We start from the raw sequence: 22495 nt of genomic DNA on the forward strand, positions 1-22495 counted from the left end.
GATAGCATGAATATAAGAACCGACATATTGCTCCGTGTGTACATCGCCTTTGGGATGATTGTATTGCTGGCATTTGCGGTGCTTTATAAGCTGGTGGATGTTCAGATTGTGGAAGGAAAGAAATGGAGATCCATGGCGGATAGTCTTTCTACCCGTTTTGCAAATGTAGAAGCTGCAAGGGGGAATATCTATTCTGTTGATGGCAGTTTGTTAGCTACATCTGTGCCTGAGTATGAGGTCCGCATGGATATGCTCGCCGGAGGTATTGAAAAGGATGAGGTTTTTTATGAAAAAGTAGATTCACTGGCAGCTAAGCTGTCTTCATTTTTTGGTGATAAGTCTAAAAAACAATATTCACGTATGCTTCGTGAAGCCCGGGCTGATCGGGCACGCTATCTGCTCCTGAAGCGGAATGTGACTCATACTGAGTTAAAGGAGATCAGGAAGTTCCCGATTTTTAATATGGGTCGTTATAAAGGCGGACTGATCTCCGTTCATCAGAACAAGAGAATTTTGCCATTTCAGACTCTCGCAGCCAGAACGATTGGTTATAAGAATAAAAACGTACAGCCGGTTGGTCTTGAGGGAGCATACAGCGCCTATATAGATGGAGAAAGTGGTAAGCGCCTGATGCAGCGCATTGCGGGTGGTGTTTGGATGCCTGTTAATCAGGATATTGAAATTGCACCAAAAGAAGGTGCTGATATCATTTCAACAATCGATATCAATATGCAGGATGTGGCACAAAGGGCATTAAAAAAACAATTGATTACCAGTGATGCGGATCATGGCTGTGTTATTCTGATGGAAGTTGCCACTGGTGAGATCAGGGCAGTTGCCAATTTCAGTAAGGTTCGTGAAGGTGAATACAAAGAGCAGTTTAATTATGCAATTGCCGCAAGTCAGGATCCCGGTTCTACATTTAAACTGGCCTCCTATATGGCTCTTCTTGAGGATAAAAAGGTCGATACCAGTACTTTAGTAGCTACTGAAGACGGAACATACCGTATTCCGGGACATACTATCCGGGATTCACATGGAGGTATCGGAACCGTTTCTGTAAAACGGGCTTTTGAAGAATCATCAAACGTAGCTATTGCAAAATTGATCAATGCGGCCTATCAGAATGACCAGGAAAAATTTCCGGCTCATTTATACGACTGGGGGCTGAATAAGAAATTAGAACTTCAGATTCCGGGTGAAGGCCAGCCGGTGATCAAAAATCCAAAAAACAGAAGCTGGAATAAGAAACAAACCCTGCCACAGATGGCCTATGGTTATGAGATGCAGATTACTCCACTGCAGATGCTGGCTTTTTATAATGCGGTAGCGAATGATGGAAGGTATATCGCTCCGATTTTTGTCCGCGAGATCAGACGTCTTGGAAACACCGTTGAGCAGTTCAAGGCAAGGGTTATTAATGAGAAAATTGTTTCGGATGAAACCATTAAAAAAGCACAGGAACTTTTGGAAGCCGTTGTTTTAAATGGGACAGCAAAGTCACTGGCCTCTCCGCTCTATAAAATTGCTGGAAAAACCGGAACTGCCCAGGTTGCCGATGCCAATAAGGGTTATCGCGTTGACAAGAAGTACCAGGCTTCATTCTGCGGTTACTTCCCTGCAGATAATCCAAAATATTCGCTGATCGTGGTGGTCAACAATCCGCGTAAGGGCACCTATTATGCAGCATCTGTGGCTGGTCCGGTTTTCAGGGAGATTGCCGACAGGGTTTTCGCGAGCGATATCAACATGTTTGACCCACTTAAAGAGCAAAAATTTACAGGAAGTCTGAAGCTGCCTGAAGCAAAGGCCGGAGAACGTAAAGCAACTCAGGCTGTCTATAAAGCATTTGGTATCAAGGCATTGTTTGCCTCAAACTCCGATTATATAAGTTTGGATACCAATAAGGGTGTTATCTCTCAGGAAGTAAAGATTACCGAAGGTTTGGTGCCTGATGTTAGCGGAATGGGATTGAAGGATGCGCTTTATGTTGCCGGCAATTCGGGTTTAAAAGTGCTGGTTCGCGGAAGCGGAAAGGTAGTCAGGCAATCCCTTGCTGCAGGAACAAGTGTTCAAAAGGGTCTTCCAATTATTTTAGAACTCGAATGATGAAGAAGCTCAAGGATATATTATACGGAGTATCACTCAGGCAGGTCTCGGGTTCAACCAACGGGAAAGTGTCGGGTATTTGCTTCGATTCGCGCAAAGCAGCTCCGGGAGTTTTATTTGTGGCAGTACGTGGGACTGAATCTGATGGCCATGCTTTTATAAACCGTGCGATTGGTCAGGGCGCCACAGCGGTGCTTTGTGAAGAATTCCCTGCTGAATTTAAGGAAAATGTAAGCTATTTCCTGGTTGAGAACTCAGCTATGGCACTCGGAATTACGGCATCCAATTTTTATGATAACCCCTCTTCAAAGCTAAAACTGGTTGGAGTTACTGGTACGAATGGCAAAACAACGATTGCAACTTTACTTTTTCAATTATTTCAGGATCTGGGATATAAAACCGGATTGCTTTCTACAGTTCAAAATCAGATCAATGACCTTGTAGTTCCGGCTACTCATACAACGCCTGACCCAGTGATGCTGAACAGTCTGCTGAATGATATGGTTGAAAGCGGCTGTGATTATTGCTTTATGGAGGTTAGCTCACATGCAATGACTCAGCACAGAACCGAAGGGCTAAGTTTTGCTGGAGGGATATTTACTAACCTGACGCATGATCATCTTGATTTCCATAAGACATTTGATGCCTACCTCAAAGCTAAGAAGAGCTTTTTTGACGGATTGACCAGTCAGGCATTTGCACTCACCAATATTGATGATAGGAACGGGATTGTGATGCTTCAAAATACAGGTGCACACAGAAAGACCTACGGACTTAAGAACATAGCTGATTTTAAAGCCAGAATTATTGAAAATCATTTCAGTGGTTTATTGCTGAATATCGATGGGCAGGAGGTTTGGTTTAAGATGGTAGGAAGCTTCAATGCCTATAATCTGCTTGCAGTTTATGCTACGGCATTATTACTTGAGCAGGATCGTACCAGGGTATTGACTTCACTCAGCCGGTTAAGCGGTGCCGAAGGCCGTTTCGATTATATTATTTCGCCTACAGGTATTATTGGCATTGTAGATTATGCTCATACTCCAGACGCTGTGCAAAATGTGCTGAGCACTATTCAGGATATCCGTAAAGGAACCGAACAGGTAATAACTGTGATCGGATGCGGAGGTGACAGGGATAAAGCCAAGCGACCGGTAATGGCCAAAGTGGCATGCGACTGGAGTACGAAGGTTGTGCTGACCTCTGATAATCCACGTTCTGAAGTTCCGGAGCAGATTATTAAGGAGATGGAAGAAGGCGTGATGCCAACAAATAAAAAGAAAACACTTTCAATTACCGATAGGAAAGAAGCAATCCGTACAGCCTGCCATTTGGCAAAGCCCGGTGATATTATCCTGGTTGCCGGAAAAGGTCATGAAAAGTATCAGGATATCGGTGGGGTGAAACTCCCTTTTGATGATAAGGAGATTTTAACTGAATTTTTAAATCTGATGAGCTAATGCTATACTATCTGTTCACATGGCTGGATAAGCAATATGATATTCCCGGAGCAGGATTGTTCCAGTTTATCTCATTCCGTACTGCAATGGCTGTTATCTTATCCCTGATTCTTACTACGGTTTATGGCAGCCGTCTCATTAGATTACTGAGAGCAAAACAGGTTGGTGAATCGGTTAGAAATCTGGGTCTTGAAGGGCAGATGCAAAAGCAGGGTACTCCAACCATGGGTGGATTGATCATTCTTCTCGGAATTTTGCTGCCAACCATACTTTTTGCCAAAATTGATAATATCTACATCATTCTCATGCTGGTAACTACGGTCTGGATGGGTCTGATTGGTTTTGTTGATGATTATATCAAGGTGTTTAAAAAGGATAAAGAAGGTCTGGCAGGTCGTTTCAAGATCATGGGTCAGGTGGGCCTTGCATTGATTATTGGCTGGACCATGTATTTCCACCCTGATATTGTAGTCAGGGAACAGGTAACATTACCTGCAAAGGTCAGTGCTCCATTGGATGTTCATAAACGTGGTGATCAGTTTTATTATACCCAGGATCTCAAGTCGACCATTACCAATGTCCCTTTTTACAAGGATAATGAATTTGATTATGCCAAGGTACTGACCGTCTTTGGGGATGGATATGAAAAGTATTCACTGGTTGTGTTTCTATTGTTTGTGATTGTTATTGTCACAGCAGTTTCGAACGGAGCCAATCTTACAGATGGTATTGACGGTTTGGCCACAGGGACATCAGCGATTATCGGCATCACGCTGGCTATTCTTGCCTATGTTTCGGGCAATACAATTTTTGCAGATTACCTGAATATCATGTATATCCCAAATTCAGGAGAACTTGTAATTTTTGCCGGTGCATTTGTTGGGGCATGCGTTGGCTTTTTATGGTATAATTCATATCCTGCCCAGGTCTTTATGGGAGACACTGGCAGCCTGGCTATCGGTGGAATTATTGCTGCTTTCGCGATCATGATCCGTAAAGAACTATTAATTCCTGCACTTTGCGGAGTGTTCCTGGTCGAAAATCTTTCAGTGATCATGCAGGTCTCCTATTTCAAATATACGAAGCGAAAGTTTGGTGAAGGAAGACGAATCTTTTTGATGTCGCCATTGCATCATCACTATCAGAAGAAGGGATATCATGAAGCCAAAATCGTTACACGATTCTGGATTGTTGGAATTTTACTGGCAATTATAACTATTGTGACTTTAAAACTGCGTTAATGGGGGCTGAGAAATATATCGTTGTTTTAGGTGCCGGCGAAAGCGGGACAGGTGCAGCATTATTAGCTCAGAAGGAGGGATTTGCCGTATTTGTTTCAGATTTCGGGCCTATTGCTGATCAGTATAAGAAAGAACTGGAGCGGGCCGGAATTCCTTTTGAGGAGAACCAGCATACTGAAGACCGTATTCTTACTGCTGCCGAGGTGATTAAGAGTCCGGGAATTCCTGATAAAGCCCCGATCATCAAAAAACTCAATGAAAAGAATATTCCAATAATCTCTGAAATTGAATTTGCGGGGAGGTACACCAGTGCAAAGCTGATATGCATCACCGGCTCAAACGGCAAGACTACCACAACTATGCTTACCTATCATATCCTGCAAAATGCAGGTCTTAATGTGGGCCTGGCAGGGAATATTGGCAAGAGTTTTGCGAAGCAGGTCGCCTTCGATGATTTTGAATATTATGTTTTGGAGATCAGCAGCTTTATGCTCGATAATATGTACAGCTTCAAAGCAGATATCGCTGTCTTATTAAACATCACTCCTGATCATCTCGACAGGTATGATTATAAAATGGAAAATTACTCGGATTCTAAATTCAGAATTATTCAGAACCAGCAGCAGGATGATGTTTTCATTTATTGTGCTGATGATGAAGAAATTAAGAAAGGTCTGGCAAAACGCCCGATTATCTCAAATGCCTATCCTTTCTCCATTGAGAAAACCCTTGAAAAAGGTGCTTTTCTTCAGGGAGATCAAATCATAATTAACCTACACCACACAAACCAAGAATCACTGACTATGTCACTCAACGATTTAGCTCTGCAGGGCAAGCACAACATTTATAACTCTATGGCTTCGGGCATAGTCGCAAAAGTGCTTGAATTAAGAAACGAGACCATTCGCGAAAGCATGGGAAGTTTTACAAATATCGAACACCGCCTTGAGCATGTGGCCAAAATTTCGGGGATCGATTTTATCAATGATTCTAAGGCAACGAACGTTAATTCAACCTGGTATGCCCTCGAAAGTATGCCCGGAGATGTTGTGCTTATCCTTGGTGGGGTGGATAAGGGCAATGATTATGGCATGCTGAAAGATCTGGTTAAGTCTAAAGTAAAATCAATCGTTTGTTTGGGTAAGGATAATAAAAGGATACATGAAGCTTTCGAGAATGATGTAGAAGTGATTGTAAATACGTTCTCGGCAAATGAGGCGGTTCAGATTGCGTATCACCTCGCAAAAAAGGGGGATACCGTACTCTTATCACCTGCATGTGCAAGCTTCGACCTGTTTAAGAATTATGAGGATAGGGGGAATCAGTTTAAGAAGGCGGTGAAGGAATTGTAACAATTGACAATTGACAATTGACAGTTGACAATTGAGAGTGGAGAATTGAGAGTGGGAAATTGCAAATGTGGCATTGAGATGAAATTTACAATGAACTACTGAATTACTGACAACAGACAACAGACAACTGATAACTAAACAATGGAAAGACTAATAAGCAAAACAAAAGGTGACCGCTGGATCTGGCTGATCGTGATCTTACTTTCGGTATGGTCGCTGCTGGCTGTTTACAGTGCAACCGGAACGCTTGCTTACAAAAAGGGTGTTGGTTCAGAGCAGTTTTTAATCAAGCACCTGGTCATGATCGTTGGAGGTATTGCCTTAATGTATTTTTCACATTTGCTTGATTATAGGTATTATGCCGGGATATCCAAAGTATTGATGGTTATTACGATCCCATTGCTGGCATATACGCTAATCTTTGGGGCTAGTGTGAATGAGGCCAGTCGCTGGGTAACTATTCCGATCATCAATCAGACATTCCAGACTTCCGATTTGGCAAAACTGGCTTTGATTACATTTCTGGCACGAACACTGAGTAAGAAACAGGAAAATATCAAGGATGTAAAGAAGGCATTTTTGCCAATCATGGCTGCAGTATGCGCGGTGTTTGTATTGATAGCACTTGCGAATCTTTCAACTGCTTTAATGTTATTTGGTGTTAGTATTCTCTTGTTGATCATGGGTAGAATCAGCATCAAGCAGATTTCTATTGTATGTCTTGCAGGTGTGGTGCTTCTGGGTGCAGTAATGATGCTGGGTCCAAGAAGGAAGACCTATATTTCGAGAATAGATACCTTTATTCACCCCGAAAAGGCTGATCCTGATAAGGCATTTCAGGCAAACCAGGCTAAAATTGCAATTGCAACAGGCGGAATCTTTGGCAAAGGACCGGGTAACAGTACCCAGCGCAATTTCCTGCCGCACCCTTATTCAGATTTTGTATTTGCCCTTATCATTGAGGAATATGGTATGGTTGGAGGAGTCGGATTGGTATTACTATACCTGCTTTTTCTGTACCGATGTGTCTTGATTGTGACCGATAGCCCTAAGGCATTTGGGGCATTACTGGCGGCTGGTTTAAGTTTCAGTCTGACCATTCAGGCATTTGCAAACATGGCCGTCGCAGTTGGGCTGGGCCCAGTGACCGGGGTTCCGTTACCGCTCGTTAGTATGGGGGGAACATCGATTCTGTTTACGAGTGTGGCTTTCGGAATTATTCTGAGTGTGAGCAGAGATATCGAGGAAAAGAAAAATAAGAGTAAGGAAAAAGTAGTTATTGGTGAAATACCGGCAATGGGATAACTGATGAAGCATTTAAGATTTTAAAGCTGATTCAAAGAAAATAAGAAATGGGAAAAAGAGTGATCATAAGCGGAGGCGGAACAGGCGGACATATATTTCCGGCTGTAGCAATAGCGAATGCGCTCAAAAAAATTGATCCCGGCACAGAGATTCTCTTTGTTGGCGCCAACGGACGTATGGAGATGGAGAAAGTCCCTGCTGCCGGATACAAAATTATAGGATTGGATATTCAGGGATTTCAGCGAAGCTCTATCCTTAAAAATGTTTTGCTACCATATAAGCTATTGAAAAGTGTGATGAAGGCAAGATCAATAATCAAAGATTTTAAACCTGATGCTGCTGTAGGGGTTGGGGGTTATGCTTCCGGACCATTACTGTATGCAGCCTCACAGCTGAAAATTCCCTATCTGATTCAGGAACAGAATTCCTTTGCAGGAATAACCAATAAGATTTTAGGGAAAGATGCAGAGCTTATATGCGTTGCATTTAAGGGAATGGAAAAATTCTTTCCTGCAGAGAAAATCAGGATTACAGGTAATCCGATCAGGAAGGAAGCAGTTGATATTGAGAATAAACGCTTTGCAGCTGCAGAATTATTGAGCCTTTCGCCACATAAAAAGACAATTCTTCTGACGGGAGGCAGTTTGGGCTCAGGCACCCTGAATACAAGTATGTATTCGGGACTGGATAAGATCCTGGCTGCTGATGTGCAATTGATCTGGCAGACCGGTAAATATTATTACCAATCTGTAATGGAGCAAATGAAAGGAAAAGAGCATCCCAATATAAAAGTGCTTGAATTTCTACACCGGATGGATCTGGCCTATGCTGCTGCCGATCTGGTGATATCCAGGGCAGGAGCAGGTACCATAGCCGAATTGTGCGCAGTAAAAAAACCTGCGATTCTGGTTCCTTCGCCAAATGTGGCTGAAGATCATCAGACAAAAAATGCAATTGCTTTGGTAGAGAATGATGCAGCAATAATGGTTGGGGATGCAATGGCTGAACTCGAACTGATCGATATTGCCTTATTGCTGATCGATAATAAGGATAAATGTAAAGCGCTTTCTGATAATATTGGTAAAATGGCTTTGCCTGATGCTGATGAAGTGATTGCAAGAGAAGTGTTAAGAATTGCAAAAGATTAGCGGAGTATTTTTTATACAACAATATGGAATTAGAAAATATTAAACGGGTTTATTTAATTGGTATCGGAGGCATCGGCATGAGTGGTCTTGCCCGTTATTTCAAAAAGCGCGGATGTGTGGTCTGTGGCTATGATAAAACCATAACTCCACTTACCTCTGCAATGAGAAATGAGGGTATTTCAGTTGTTTATCAGGATGAGGAGGATAACCTGAAAGTTAGTTTCCTTGAAAATGATCCCGAAACCCTGATCATTTATACTCCTGCAATTCCAAAGGATTCCAAAATATTGAACCATTTCAGGTCGGGAGGCTTTTCGCTCAAAAAGCGGTCTGAAGTATTGGGTATTATCAGCAAAGGAATGTACACCATCGCTGTTGCCGGTACTCATGGCAAGACAACAACCTCCAGCATCATTGCCCATGTTCTTAAGGATAGTGGATACGATTGTTCTGCATTTCTGGGTGGAATCGCAACTAACTATAATTCAAATGTGTTGTTTGGTGATAATAATACCATGGTGGTAGAGGCTGATGAGTTTGATCGTTCTTTCCTCACCCTTTATCCTGATGTTGCTATTGTCACTTCAATGGATGCGGATCATCTTGACATTTACGGAGACCGTTCACACCTTGTTGAATCATTCAGGCAATTTGTTTCCCAGATCAAAGAAGGTGGCAGACTGATTTTTAAAAAGGGACTCGACCTTAGCGGAGGTAAAACCTATTCAGCAAATGTGCTGGCAGATATTCAGGCAGTCAATGTGAAAGTGCAGGATGGAAGCTTCTATTTTGATTTCAAGAATGAGAATGTCGTAATTGAAAATGTTCAGCTCGGTTTACCGGGTCTTCATAATATTGAAAATGCTGTTGCTGCAATCGAAGTTGCATTACATCTGGGTATAGATCCTGAAAAAATAAAAAAGGCATTGGCAAGTTTTCTCGGGGTGAAGAGGCGTTTTGAGTATATCCTTAAAGACCAGAAACATATTTATATTGATGATTATGCTCATCATCCGGAAGAATTAAGGGCCTGTATTCAGGCAGTAAAAACGCTTTACCCTGGTAAAAAACTAACCACAATCTTCCAGCCACATCTGTTTACACGCACAAGGGATTTTGCTGCGGGTTTTTCGGAGATCCTGAGCATGACAGATGAGCTTATCATGCTGGATATTTATCCTGCCAGAGAGCTGCCGATAGAGGGAGTTAGTTCAGCTATGATTCTGGATAAAGTAAGTATTGAAGCAAAGCAGATATTATCAAAAGAACAAACACTGGATTATGTCAGGGCGCAAAAACCTGAATTATTATTAACAGTGGGTGCCGGTGATATCGACACTCTTATTATACCATTGAAAGAAATTTTAACAAATGCTTAAAAAAATAAATTGGCGAGCAATTTTATTTGGTTTCCTCTGGCTGATCAGCCTGAGCGGACTGATTACGCTGATGAGTTTTATAGAGATAAAGAAAAGTGCTTTAAAGTGTAAAGATGTAAAAGTATTACTTCCGGGGCAGTTTAATTTCATTGAACGGGATGAGGTAGACAGAATTCTGATGGAGAATGGCGGGGCTATGCTTGGAAAAGATCTGAATGATATCAATATTCATAAGCTTGAAAATGCCCTGAAGGCTAATCCTTTCATAGAATTTGCAAAGGTATACGCCGATATGACCGGAGTTATCCATGTTCAGATCAGACAAAGGGAGCCTGTGCTGAGAGTTGTGAATATGGCAAACCTGCATTTTTACATTGATGGTAATGGGAATAAAATACCGCTTTCAGATAATTATACGGCAAAGGTGCTGGTGGCAAGTGGCCTGATAGAGGAAGATTTCAGCGGTCGGGTAGATACGCTCAAAACAAAGATGGCAAGGGATCTTTTCCGTACAGCGCTTTATATCAGAAACGATACTTTATGGGATAATCAAATCGAACAATTGTTTGTGGATTTGAAAGGGGATATAGAAATGGTTCCACGGGTAGGAGGCCATAAGATTATTTTAGGTAGCGCCGATTCACTGCAGATCAAATTCAGAAATCTGCTTGTTTTTTACAAGAAGGCAATTCCTAAGGTAGGCTGGGATACCTATAAAACCATCAATCTGAAATATGCCAATCAGATTGTTTGCGAAAAGAACATTATTGATAGCACTAAGATCACGATCGACATCAATAAACAGATTGCCGATAGTACTATAACAGAAACTCAGAACTAATAATTTTTTAATACAAAGAATATGGATCAAATTAACTCAGCTTCAGCCAAAAATTCACCAATAGTTGTCGGTTTGGACATCGGTACAACTAAAATTTGTGTTACCGTTGGTCGCAGGAGCGAACATGGTAAAATCGAAGTTTTGGGTATGGGTAAAGCCGAATCTGCGGGAGTTACTCGTGGAGTAGTTTCCAATATTCAGAAAACCGTACAGGCAATCATACTTGCGGTTGAAGAAGCCAGCGCCCAATCAAATGTGGATGTTAAGATCGTTAATGTTGGGATTGCCGGGCAGCATATCAAGAGTCTTCAGCACCGCGGTATCCTTACCCGTAAAGAATTAAATACCGAAATCCAGCGTAAGGATATCGACAAGCTGATTGAGGATATGTACAAATTGGTTATGCCTCCGGGAGAGGAGATTATTCATGTATTGCCGCAGGAATTTACCGTGGATAATGAACCGGGGATAAAGGACCCTATCGGGATGGCAGGCGTGCGTCTTGAGGCCAATTTTCACATCATTTCAGGTCATGTTAGTGCGGTTAAAAATATTTTGAAATGTGTTGGGAACGCCGGACTTGAAACTCAGGAACTGATCCTTGAACCACTTGCATCCTCTGAGTCGGTGCTGAGTGAGGAGGAAAAAGAAGCAGGAGTGGTGCTGGTTGATATCGGTGGTGGTACTACCGACCTGGCTATATTCCATGAAGGAATTATCCGTCATACGGCTGTTATTCCATTCGGTGGCAATAGTGTTACTGAAGATATCCGGGAGGGATGTTCAGTAATGCGTAATCAGGCCGAGTTGTTGAAAACCCGTTTTGGCTCAGCTCTTGCTGAGGAAAATAAGGAGAATGAAATTATCTGTGTTCCGGGCCTCCGCGGCAGGGAGCCTAAAGAGATATCCGTAAAAAATCTTGCTTATGTGATTCAGGCGAGAATGGAAGAGATTATCGAACATGTTTATTATGAAATTAAATCCTCAGGATATGAGAAGAAGCTGATCGCCGGAATCGTGATTACAGGTGGCGGGGCTCAACTGAAGCATCTACCTCAGCTTGTTGAATTTGTAACCGGGCTTGATAGCCGTATCGGATATCCGAACGAACATTTGGCGAAAAATGATGTGTTACCAAAGAATGTATATGATGAATTAAAAAGTCCGATGTATGCAACCGGTATTGGTCTGCTGATCAAGGGGATACAAAAGGCTGAACTGGTCGAGGAATCAGTAGTGTCTATTGGTGCTCCTGTTGAAAAAACCAAGGCTATTCAGAAACCGAAAAAAGGACAGGGAATGTTTGAATGGATATTGCAGTCGAGCACCAAATTCATCAAGGATGATATCAAGGATGAGGATTATACAAATTAATTTTCCACAATAGCGGAGTTTCCCACAATCGCATGATTAAGGAAAAGCAACGTGGAAATTTGGCTAGTTTTACAGTGTAAACTGTCTAAGAATGAACAAGATTTACCCAACTGATAATTAAGAATATGCAGTTTGAAATGTTAAAAGAAAAGTCATCGATCATCAAAGTAATTGGTGTTGGTGGCGGCGGCGGTAATGCTGTGAACCATATGTACCGTCAGGGAATCACAGGTGTTGATTTCATTATTTGTAATACTGATGCACAGGCTCTTGAACTAAGTCCTATACCCAATAAAGTTCAGTTAGGTGCGAGCTTAACAGAAGGAATGGGTGCAGGATCTATCCCTGAGGTTGGTAAGAACTCTGCTATTGAAAATATTGATGATATCAAGCGGATGCTTGGTACCAATACCAAAATGCTTTTTATCACTGCCGGAATGGGTGGTGGTACAGGAACTGGTGCAAGTCCGATTATTGCCAAAGCAGCGAAGGAGATGGATATCTTAACCGTAGGTATCATTACTACTCCGTTCTCATTTGAAGGAAAGCGCAGGAAGACTCAGGCAGAAGAAGGTCTGGAAGAGTTTAAAAAGTATGTGGATTCTTACCTGGTTATTTCAAATGATCGTTTGCGTGAAATCTTTGGGAATCTTACCCTGGGTTCAGCATTTGCACAGGCTGATAATATTTTAACGACTGCTGCAAAGGGTATAGCCGAGATCATTACTATTCCTGGTTATATAAACGTTGACTTTAAGGATGTGCGTACCGTGATGAAAGAGAGCGGTGTGGCAATCATGGGAAGTTATGCTGCTGAGGGCGAGAACCGCGCACTGAGGGCAGTGGAAGGTGCTTTAGCATCTCCTTTACTTAAGGATAATGAAATTGAAGGTGCCCGTTATATCCTTTTGAATATCAGTTCAGGTGATAAGGAAGTGACCATGGATGAAGTGAGTATCATTACTGATTTCATTCAGCAGGAAGCCGGACTTGCAGCCGATCTGATCTGGGGTAATTGTACAGATGAAGGCCTTGGTGAAAAGATTTCGGTAACTATTATTGCTACAGGTTTCCAAACAAGGGAAGAACGTGAGGTTGAAAAGAGTCAGGTGCGTAAAGTATCTCTTCTGACTCCTGAGCAGGCGCCATTGGTGAAGCCTGTGCAAGAGAATACCTTCCTGGAGGTTAAAAATGAAGAATTAAATGTACCTGTTCTAAAAACCAGGGAAGAAAGTCAGGTTGATCTTTTTGCCGGCTACTTTCAAAGTGCTCCAAAAGTAGAGGAAGAGAGAGTAGAAGATGCTGATCTTATCCGCCATACCTTGAGCGATGAAATTCCAGTTGCTCAGGAAACAGCTCCACTTGAACCTTCATTTGAGTTTGAACTCAAAACAGAAGAGATCAGGGTAGAAGTTGAACCTATTGCTGAAATTGAGGAAGAAGAAATCCCTGTGCAGGTCTTCAATCCTGATGAAAATAAAACAGATGAATCGATAGAAGAGCAATTGCGTAAGTCTAAAGAAAGGATTCTCCGATTGAAAGACCTGAGTATGAAATTGCGTACAACCAATGGCTTGCAGGAGCTTGAGAACGAACCTGCTTATAAACGTAAGCAAATGTCCCTTCCCGATGTTCCTCATTCTTCAGAGTCACAGGTGTCCCGTTTCACATTGAGCGTAGAGGAGGGGATTACTGAGATCAGGCCAAATAATTCATTTTTGCATGATAACGTCGATTAATTGAGACCCGATAGCTATCGGGTGGAGAATGGAGAGTTGAGAATTAAGACTTCATTTCACATTGAGTACTATTTACTGATAACAGACAACTGATAACAGTTAACATAGAAAAAGACAGGACTACTCCTGTCTTTTTGTATTAATTCAGTGTGCAATTGAACCTGAATCAGGCATTAGAAACCTGTCCTATTATCTCACATCTCACATCTCATATCTCACATCTCCTATCTCACATCTAATATTGTGAATCAGCGTGCTAAATATTAACTTTGCCCCAAATAGAAGCTAACAATAAAATTATACCAATTGGATTTATTTGATAAAATTTCGAAAAATATGGGACCTCTGGGCCAGCACCAGAAAATGGCCCATGGTTATTTCTCCTTCCCTAAATTAGAAGGTGAGATAGGTCCGCATATGATGTTCAGAGGTAAAGAGCACCTGATTTGGAGTTTGAATAATTACCTCGGACTTGCCAATCATCCGGAAGTTCGTAAAGCTGACACAGATGCAACTGCAGAGTACGGACTTGCTTACCCGATGGGTGCCCGTATGATGTCAGGTAATTCTAATCACCATGAAGCACTTGAAAGAGAACTGGCTGAGTTTGTGGGGAAACAGGATGCTTTCTTATTGAACTATGGTTATCAGGGAATCATGTCGGCAATTGATGCTCTGATCGACAGACATGATGTTATTGTTTATGATGCCGAATCGCATGCATGTATTATTGATGGGGTTCGTCTTCATCAGGGGAAACGTTTTGTTTATACCCATAATGATATGGAAAGCCTTGAAAAGCAGCTTGAAAGAGCAACCAGATGGGTTGCAAATACGGGTGGCGCTATTCTGGTAATCACAGAAGGTGTATTCGGGATGTCAGGGGCACAGGGAAAATTGAAAGATATCGTTGATCTGAAGTCTAAATTCAATTTCCGTCTTTTAATTGATGATGCACATGGATTTGGAACAATGGGTCCAACTGGTGCCGGAACTCATGAAGAGCAGGGATGTATTGAAGGTGTGGATATATATTTCGGAACCTTTGCAAAGTCTATGGCCGGAATAGGTGCATTCATTGCATCAACAGAAGAGATCACTAATTTCCTTCGTTATAATATGCGTTCGCAGACGTTTGCTAAGTCATTACCAATGCCAATGGTAATAGGTTTAAGGAAAAGATTAGAATTGTTAAAGAGTAAACCCGAATTGAGAGAGAAGCTATGGTTCATTGCTACCAGCCTGCAAAATGGCCTCAAACAAAGAGGATTTAATATTGGAGTCACCAATACAATGGTAACTCCTGTTTTTCTTCAGGGAGAGCTACAGGAAGCTACAGCCATTACCATGGATCTCAGAGAGAACTATGGTATTTTCTGTTCAATTGTTATGTATCCGGTCATTCCAAAAGGTTTGATTATGCTGCGTCTTATTCCAACAGCATTGCATACAATTGAAGATGTGAACCGTACACTTGATGCTTACAGTGAACTTGCTGAAAAATTGAAAAAGGGACATTATAAAGAGAAGAGTACTGTCGGAGCATAATCTCCAACTCAGCTTTGAATCCCTAAGTTTTAAAGGATAAAAATGCCCTTAGATAGCTTCTAAGGGCATTTTTATTTTACATTATTTTGTAAATGATTGAATAATAAGCAATTAATATTTAAAAATGAGTAAATATTGTGCATAACTGCTTAAAATGTGGAAAAAAACGCTAAAAACGCATGATTTTATTTATTTCAACTGTTCTTTATATGAAAAAAACATTTTACATTAGCTTATAGTAAACAATACTAACCTCAAAACTAAAGGAGTAAAAACATGAAAAAATTCACTGAAGCAAAAAATTTATTCGAATCACTGGAAGCGGATGCTGAGAAATTTTACAGTAAGTCTAACAGCGCTGCTGGTACTCGCGTAAGAAAAGGAATGCAAGATTTAAAGAACCTGGCTCAGGCTATTCGTCTTGAAGTTCAGACTATGAAGAACAAGGAAGCGGCAAAATCTGCTAAGAAAAAATAATTTTGCAATTCAAACAAAAAAAGGCCCTGCTATCAAAGCAGGGCCTTTTTTGTTATTATGATTTGGCCTAAATCTGATTTAATAATTCCAGTTGGGCTTTGATTTTGTTCTCAGTTGATTCGCTTATTTTCACCAGTGGTAGTCTCATGTGATCCTCACAAATCCCCATCATGTTCATTGCTGATTTGACTCCTCCGGGGTTCCCTTCGGCAAAGCATAAAGATGTAAATTCAGTCAGGCTGTGATGTAAAGGCTGTGCTTCGATAAATTTTCCATCCAGGCACATTCGAACCATGGTTGAAAATATCCCTGGCAGGGCATTTCCAATCACAGAAATAACTCCAACTGCACCCATAGATATCAGTGGTAAAGCAATAGCATCATCTCCTGAGATGAACAGGAAGTCCTCAGGTTTATCCTTGATGATCTTATTAAACTGATCAAAATTGCCGGAAGCCTCTTTCATGGCGATGATGTTTTTACAATCATGGGCAAGCCGCAGAGTAGTTTCTGCACTCATATTAATCCCGGTTCTTCCCGGAACATTATAAAGTATGATTGGCAGAGGACTTTCTTCAGCAATGACTTTATAGTGCTGATAGATCCCTTCCTGAGTAGGTTTATTATAATATGGACAAACAGAAAGAATGGCGTCAAATCCCTTTGCGTCAAATTTCTTAAGATCATTCAATACTTCAGATGTATTATTGCCTCCAATCCCGGCTACCAGGGGCACCCTTCCGTTCACATGTGAGATCGTGGTATCCCAAACCGCCCGTTTCTCTTCACTGTTAAGTGTTGCTGATTCACCGGTTGTTCCCAATGAAACAATGTACTCGACACCACCATTTATCATATGGTCGATCACAGTTTTGAGAGCAGTATGGTCAACAGACCGATCTGCCTTAAATGGAGTAATAATGGCTACTCCTGTTCCATGAAATTTATTCATTATACTATATTTATCCGATAGAAACTCTGCTAATTTAAGCGGAATGGCTCAATATTAAAACGATTTTGCGAATATTAGGCTATTATCTCAAAATTATTGCAGCATTTCGACTAATTCCTGGTCAGAAATGATGGGAATCTGAAGCTTCATAGCTTTCTCTAGTTTAGATGGCCCCATATTATCCCCTGCAACAAGGTAATTTAATTTAGCGGAGATACTGCTTAAAATTTTACCGCCATTTGCTTCAATAAGGTCTTTCAATTCATCGCGGCTGTATTTCTCAAATATGCCGGAAATGATGAATGATTTACCTGCCAGTTTATTGCTGGCAAGTTCGATTGTATTCTGGACAGATTCGAACTGTAGTCCATGGATTCGAAGTGCTTCGATCTGTTCTCTATGGCGGGGTTCTTTAAAATATTCGATGATGCTTTCGGCGATTCGTTCTCCAATCTCATCAACAGAAATGAGTTCGTCATAACTGGCATTCATCAGACTGTCAATGTCCTTAAAATATGCTGCGATTTTTTTTGCTACGGTTTCGCCGACATAGCGTATTCCGAGTCCGAAAAGTACTTTTTCGAATGGCATCTGTTTGGATTTTTCAATCCCCTCTAGCATATTCCTGATCGATCGCTCTCCAAAGCGCTCAATCTCTTTAAGCTGGTCTTCTTTTTCATGCAGCAGGTAAAGATCGGAGATGTGTTCAATAAATCCTTTTCTGTAAAAGGCTTCAATGGTCTCATGCCCTAAGCCTTCAATATTCATGGCCTTACGACTGATGAAATGCTGCATTTTACCAACTATTTGTGGTGGACAGCCTTCATCATTCGGACAGTAGTGAACAGCTTCCCCTTCTTTTCTCTGAAGATTGCTTCCGCATTCAGGACAAATATCCGGATAGCTGATCTTCATAGCATTCGGATTTCGTTTGGAGGTGTTCACCGCAATGATCTTTGGGATGATTTCCCCTCCTTTTTCAACAAGAACCGTATCACCTTCATGGAGGTCAAGGCGTTTAATTTCATTAGCATTATGCAGTGTAGCCCGTTTTACGGTGGTGCCGGCAAGAAGCACCGGTTTCAGGTTCGCAACAGGAGTTACTGCACCTGTACGACCAACCTGATAAGTAACTTTTTCAAGTATGGTTTCCACTTCCTGTGCTTTATATTTATAAGAAATGGCCCAGCGAGGAGATTTTGCGGTAAATCCTAATTCCTGCTGCTGAGAATAATTATTTACTTTAATCACAATCCCATCGATGTCATAACTTAAGCCGAATCTTTTCTCATCCCAGTAGTGGATAAATTCGAACACATCTTCAATATTACTGCACAATTTGCTATGCTCACATACATGAAAACCTAATTTTTTAACGGCTTCCAGACTTTCCCAATGGGTATTGTAAATAAGTTTATCGGCGTAAAGGAAATATAAAAAGCAATCTAAGGGGCGTTTAGCCACTTCACTTGAATCCTGCATTTTCAACGTTCCTGATGCAAAATTTCTCGGGTTAGCGTAAGGAACTTCATTGTTTTCAATACGTTCATTATTTAGCCTGTCAAATGCTGCACGGTGCATGAAAACCTCTCCCCGTATATCAAAAGACTCCGGAAACCCGTTTCCTTTAATCGATTTGGGTATGCTTTGTATGGTTTTGGCATTATTGGTCACATCATCCCCCTGTGTTCCGTCGCCGCGGGTAACTGCTCTGATTAGCTTTCCATTTTCATAGCTGAGGCTGATTGAGAGTCCGTCAAACTTCAGTTCACAAACGTATTCAAAATTGCTGCCAATAGCCTTTCGAACCCTCTCGTCAAAATCTTTCAGATCCTGCTCATTATAAGTGTTGCCAAGCGAAAGCATGGGCCATTTATGTTTTACAGTCTGAAATTCTTTAGTGATATCACCCCCAACCTTTCTTGTCGGCGATTCAGGATCCAGATATTCCGGATACTCCTTCTCAAGCGCGGCCAGTTCTTCCAGCTTTTTGTCGAATTCAAAATCAGAAATTACAGGCTGCGCCAGTACATAATATTTGTAATTATGCTCATTAAGCTCTTTGACAAGGCTTTCAATGCGTTCTTTGATTTCGAAAAGTGACATGAAGCGAAGATAATTTATTCAGTTGACAGTTGACAATTGAAAATGGACAATTGGATTGAGATTCCTTAAGCAACTTTAAACTAGTTTAGAAGTCTTTTTTAATTTTAGCAGAATTTTACAATGAACTCATAGCCCTTGTTGTCAATTAATTAGAGATTAACTAGTTTACCTAAAAAGGGCTGTTTATGTCTAGTTTCTATTAAATTTTTAACAAAATTTTCCAATGAACTTGTAAGCCTAATTGTCAATTGTCAACTGTCAATTAACTTCACGTTTATCTCCTCAAATATCTCCATATAATTCCCCAGCAGATTTTGATGATAATCGTTCAGGATATCTCCAAGGGCAAGTATTTCGCTATCATTGAGTGGATCTTTCCATACCCGCATGCAAATTCTGTTTAAGGCATACATGATATTATGACTCTCACGGTAGCTTTCGAGGTAGTTAGACTGGATGAACTTATCAAAGAAAATAAAGAAATGGCTTGTATCCTGAATATTATTCAGTTTAAGAAATCTGTTAATCGCTTCCCTGTCTGATTGTCTTAAATGAGAATAGAAATCCACGGTTTGTACGTGATTCTCAGTCAAAAGTGTACTATCAAGCATCAACTCCAGCGAGATATGGGCTAAAAATGATGGACGAACTACCGAGTTTTTTAGTGCCGGGATGATCGCTTTTTTAATACCTGCAGTGTGTTCTGTAAAGAATTTGGAGTTATGAAAATTGCGGTCTACAATCATGTGTCGTCTCCAGCCTTCTAAAATTGAACTTTCGAAATTGCTGCTAAACCGCTCTGCATTTCTTTCCGGATGCAAATTCCAGTCCTTCCTTGCATTTTTTAACAGATCAGGCAAAACTGTACCCAAAACCAGATGCGGGTCTTCGCTGTGCCTGTCAAAGTAAAAATGAGAAAGGAAGTTCATTTTACTGTTTTTTTAATTGGATTTGATTGATTAATTCAAGCTGAATAATAGCTGAAGAACATAAATCTACGAAAATTTTGCCATGCAGAGGTTTATCAATTCTGCTATATTTGCATTCCAAATGATCCATAAGAAAAAATGAATTTTGTAGAAGAATTACGCTGGCGGGGAATGCTGCATGATATCATGCCCGGTACTGAAGAAGAACTTAACAAGCAAATGACATCAGGTTATATTGGATTTGATCCTACAGCAGATTCATTGCATGTTGGGCATCTAACCCAGATCATGACACTGATACATTTTCAGCGGGCAGGACATAAACCTTTTGCACTTGTTGGCGGAGCAACCGGAATGGTGGGTGATCCTTCAGGTAAATCGGCCGAACGTAATCTTCTTTCGGAAGACGTTCTAAATCATAACGTAAAATGTCTTGAGAACCAATTGAAAAAATTTCTTGATTTCAACACCGGTGCCAACAGTGCCGAGATGGTAAATAATTATGATTGGTTTAAGAATTTTACCTTTCTTGATTTTATTCGCGATGTAGGTAAGCATCTGACAGTTAATTATATGATGGCAAAGGATTCAGTCAAGAAACGGCTTGAGGGTGAAACCGGGATGTCTTTCACTGAGTTTAGCTATCAGCTTGTTCAGGGCTATGATTTTTATTATCTCTGGAAAGAAAAGAACTGCCAGGTACAAATGGGTGGATCTGATCAATGGGGTAATATCGTAACTGGAACTGAATTGATCCGGAGAAAGGCTGCAGGAAATGCCTTTGCAATCACTACACAGTTGATCAAAAAGGCAGACGGAACAAAGTTCGGTAAAACAGAAAGCGGCGCAGTATGGTTGGATCCTGCAAAGACTTCACCCTATAAATTCTATCAGTTCTGGTTGAATACAACAGATGCGGATGCTAAAAGCTGGATTCGGATCTTTACGCTGAAAACCAGAGAGCAGATTGAAGAATTAGAGCGGGAGCATGACCTTGCCCCTCATCTCAGAACCCTTCAAAAAGCACTGGCAGAAGAAATTACAATAAGGAGTCATTCTGCAGAAGCACTTGAAACTGCACTGAAAACTTCCGAATTTTTATTTGGAAACGGCTCTCTGGAATTTATTAATAATTTGAGCGATGAAGAGGTACTCGATGTTTTTGATGGTTTGCCTCAGTTTGAAATCTCTGCAACAGAATTTTCTTCGGGTATCAATCTGACCGATCTTCTGGCTGAAAAAACCAGGGTTTTCCCATCTAAAGGAGAAGCTCGCAAAATGATCAGTGGTGGCGGAGTATCGGTGAATAAGGAAAAAGTAACTGACCCTGCACAGGTTTTTACCAAGGAAGATCTGATCAGAGAAAAATTTCTTGTTGCCCAAAAAGGTAAAAAGAATTATTATCTGATCATTGCCAATTGAGACTGCCTGATTCCCTGAAATCCAAATAATTAACCCCAATTATTATCAATAAATTTTGCCGAAAACCGTCAGAGAGTATTATCATGAAAAGCAACATGAATGTGATGCAGAGATAAAGAGATTTGAACGTCAAATCAATATTTATTCTTTTTTGCGCCTTTTTGTGCTTATTGCCGGGATCTTTTTGTTCTATAAGTCGATCAGTTATAATCTGATCTGGCTTTCTTTTCTTTTAGTTTTCTTACTTATTCTCGGCTTCGCATGGCTTGTGGCCCGGCAGCTGCGATTTCAAAAGCAAGTTGATTATTTCAGGAATCTGAGCATGGTTCATTCCAACGAATTAAACAGCCTTGACCGAAAGCAAAATATCTATTCCGAAGGTTCAGTATTTATTGATGACCTGCATCCTTATTCTTCCGATCTGGATATTTTCGGTAAAGGTTCTCTTTTCGGGATGATTAACCGCTCTGCTACCAATGGGGGTATTGTGAAGTTGGCCGCTTGGCTAAATGAACCTGCTAGCAAAGCTGTTATCCGGGAAAGACAATTTGCTGTGATTGAATTGGGCGCAAATTTAATCTGGAAGCATCATTTTCAGGCTGTATTGCTTTTTGCAAATAAAGCTGCTGAGGACCAGTCAGCTGAGCTTTTCAAATTTCTGAATATAAGCATAGATAAGTCAGCCTCCTGGCTAATAGTTTATGTTCGATGGATTCCATTTATCTTTTTAATCACTGCGATTGGCTCCTGGTTCATTCCTTCGCTTCTCATTCTGCTATCAGTTCTGATTGTATTCAATCTAATCCTGACGCAACAATATCATTCAAGAGTCCTCAAAACCGATAGTATGATTGGTAAGATGAGCAGGATTCTGAATCATTTTGCTGAAGCAATATCAGCAGTAATGGATGAGAACTGGAAGTCGGCTATGTGCAGACAGCTTAAAGAAGACTTGAAAGGGAAGGAGAAGTTGAAACTTTCGGAGCAGATCAAACGTTTCTCCTTGCTGATCAGCCATCTTACTTTCGGGCTTACCGCGGTAGGTGGCATTCTGAATGTTGTGATGTTGTGGAATATCAGGCAGCTATTTGCAATTGAAAATTGGAAAAAGGA

General features: G+C 41.0%; 17 protein-coding genes. 14 read left to right on the top strand and 3 right to left on the bottom strand.

The window, feature by feature from the left end:
- Positions 1-6: 6 nt before the first annotated feature.
- The 12 genes from VGE44_RS03435 to VGE44_RS03490 all read left to right on the top strand — a co-directional run bounded on the left by VGE44_RS03435 (position 7) and on the right by VGE44_RS03490 (position 15973).
- Complete coding sequence (locus VGE44_RS03435) at positions 7-2109, top strand: penicillin-binding protein (RefSeq protein ID WP_331076359.1); 2103 nt, start codon at positions 7-9, stop codon at positions 2107-2109.
- Complete coding sequence (locus VGE44_RS03440; RefSeq protein WP_331076360.1) at positions 2109-3569, top strand: UDP-N-acetylmuramoyl-L-alanyl-D-glutamate--2,6-diaminopimelate ligase; 1461 nt, start codon at positions 2109-2111, stop codon at positions 3567-3569. Before VGE44_RS03435 ends, VGE44_RS03440 begins: the two co-directional genes overlap by 1 nt.
- A complete protein-coding gene (gene mraY, locus VGE44_RS03445; protein WP_305364049.1) occupies positions 3569-4810 on the top strand; it encodes a phospho-N-acetylmuramoyl-pentapeptide-transferase in 1242 nt (413 codons plus the stop codon). Before VGE44_RS03440 ends, mraY begins: the two co-directional genes overlap by 1 nt.
- Positions 4810-6162, top strand: a complete 1353-nt coding sequence (gene murD, locus VGE44_RS03450; RefSeq protein ID WP_331076361.1) for a UDP-N-acetylmuramoyl-L-alanine--D-glutamate ligase — start codon at positions 4810-4812, stop codon at positions 6160-6162. Before mraY ends, murD begins: the two co-directional genes overlap by 1 nt.
- Positions 6163-6303: 141 nt before the next feature.
- Positions 6304-7467, top strand: coding sequence for an FtsW/RodA/SpoVE family cell cycle protein (locus tag VGE44_RS03455; protein ID WP_331076362.1), 1164 nt, complete (start codon positions 6304-6306; stop codon positions 7465-7467).
- A gap of 47 nt (positions 7468-7514) precedes the next feature.
- The gene (murG, locus tag VGE44_RS03460) at positions 7515-8615 is read left to right on the top strand and encodes an undecaprenyldiphospho-muramoylpentapeptide beta-N-acetylglucosaminyltransferase (RefSeq protein WP_331076363.1); all 1101 of its coding nucleotides are present in this window, start codon (positions 7515-7517) and stop codon (positions 8613-8615) included.
- 23 nt (positions 8616-8638) lie between these two features.
- On the top strand, positions 8639-9994 hold the full coding sequence (murC, locus tag VGE44_RS03465) for a UDP-N-acetylmuramate--L-alanine ligase (protein WP_331076364.1): 1356 nt from the start codon (positions 8639-8641) through the stop codon (positions 9992-9994).
- Positions 9987-10835, top strand: a complete 849-nt coding sequence (locus VGE44_RS03470; RefSeq protein ID WP_331076365.1) for a cell division protein FtsQ — start codon at positions 9987-9989, stop codon at positions 10833-10835. Before murC ends, VGE44_RS03470 begins: the two co-directional genes overlap by 8 nt.
- A 21-nt stretch (positions 10836-10856) precedes the next feature.
- Positions 10857-12209, top strand: a complete 1353-nt coding sequence (gene ftsA / locus VGE44_RS03475) for a cell division protein FtsA (RefSeq protein WP_324488143.1) — start codon at positions 10857-10859, stop codon at positions 12207-12209.
- Between the two features lie 125 nt (positions 12210-12334).
- Positions 12335-13948 carry a cell division protein FtsZ gene (gene ftsZ, locus VGE44_RS03480; RefSeq protein ID WP_331076366.1) on the top strand — a complete coding sequence of 538 codons (1614 nt, stop codon included), beginning with the start codon at positions 12335-12337 and terminating at the stop codon, positions 13946-13948.
- Between the two features lie 306 nt (positions 13949-14254).
- Positions 14255-15496 (top strand): pyridoxal phosphate-dependent aminotransferase family protein, encoded by a 1242-nt coding sequence (locus VGE44_RS03485; RefSeq protein ID WP_331076367.1) that lies wholly within the window; start codon positions 14255-14257, stop codon positions 15494-15496.
- A 276-nt stretch (positions 15497-15772) separates the two neighbouring features.
- Entirely contained in the window at positions 15773-15973 is a 201-nt protein-coding gene (locus tag VGE44_RS03490) for a histone H1 (RefSeq protein ID WP_331076368.1), read from the top strand.
- A gap of 67 nt (positions 15974-16040) precedes the next feature.
- Here the strand turns inward: VGE44_RS03490 and dapA are convergent, their stop codons facing one another.
- The 3 genes from dapA to VGE44_RS03505 form a co-directional block, all read right to left on the bottom strand.
- Positions 16041-16925, bottom strand: coding sequence for a 4-hydroxy-tetrahydrodipicolinate synthase (dapA, locus tag VGE44_RS03495; protein ID WP_331076369.1), 885 nt, complete (start codon positions 16923-16925; stop codon positions 16041-16043).
- Positions 16926-17018: 93 nt separating this feature from the next.
- Positions 17019-19031 carry an NAD-dependent DNA ligase LigA gene (gene ligA, locus VGE44_RS03500; protein WP_331076370.1) on the bottom strand — a complete coding sequence of 671 codons (2013 nt, stop codon included), beginning with the start codon at positions 19029-19031 and terminating at the stop codon, positions 17019-17021.
- A gap of 251 nt (positions 19032-19282) precedes the next feature.
- Positions 19283-19960: a hypothetical protein gene (locus tag VGE44_RS03505; RefSeq protein WP_331076371.1), complete on the bottom strand. Its 678-nt coding sequence runs from the start codon at positions 19958-19960 to the stop codon at positions 19283-19285.
- A 138-nt stretch (positions 19961-20098) separates the two neighbouring features.
- Here VGE44_RS03505 and tyrS point away from each other — a divergent pair, with 138 nt between their 5' ends.
- Both tyrS and VGE44_RS03515 read left to right on the top strand, forming a co-directional pair.
- On the top strand, positions 20099-21382 hold the full coding sequence (tyrS, locus tag VGE44_RS03510; RefSeq protein ID WP_331076372.1) for a tyrosine--tRNA ligase: 1284 nt from the start codon (positions 20099-20101) through the stop codon (positions 21380-21382).
- A gap of 55 nt (positions 21383-21437) precedes the next feature.
- The coding region (locus tag VGE44_RS03515; protein WP_331076373.1) for a hypothetical protein at positions 21438-22495 on the top strand (1058 nt) is incomplete at its 3' end.

This window comes from Daejeonella sp. (genome assembly GCF_036405355.1).
In the GTDB taxonomy this organism is placed as follows: domain Bacteria; phylum Bacteroidota; class Bacteroidia; order Sphingobacteriales; family Sphingobacteriaceae; genus Daejeonella.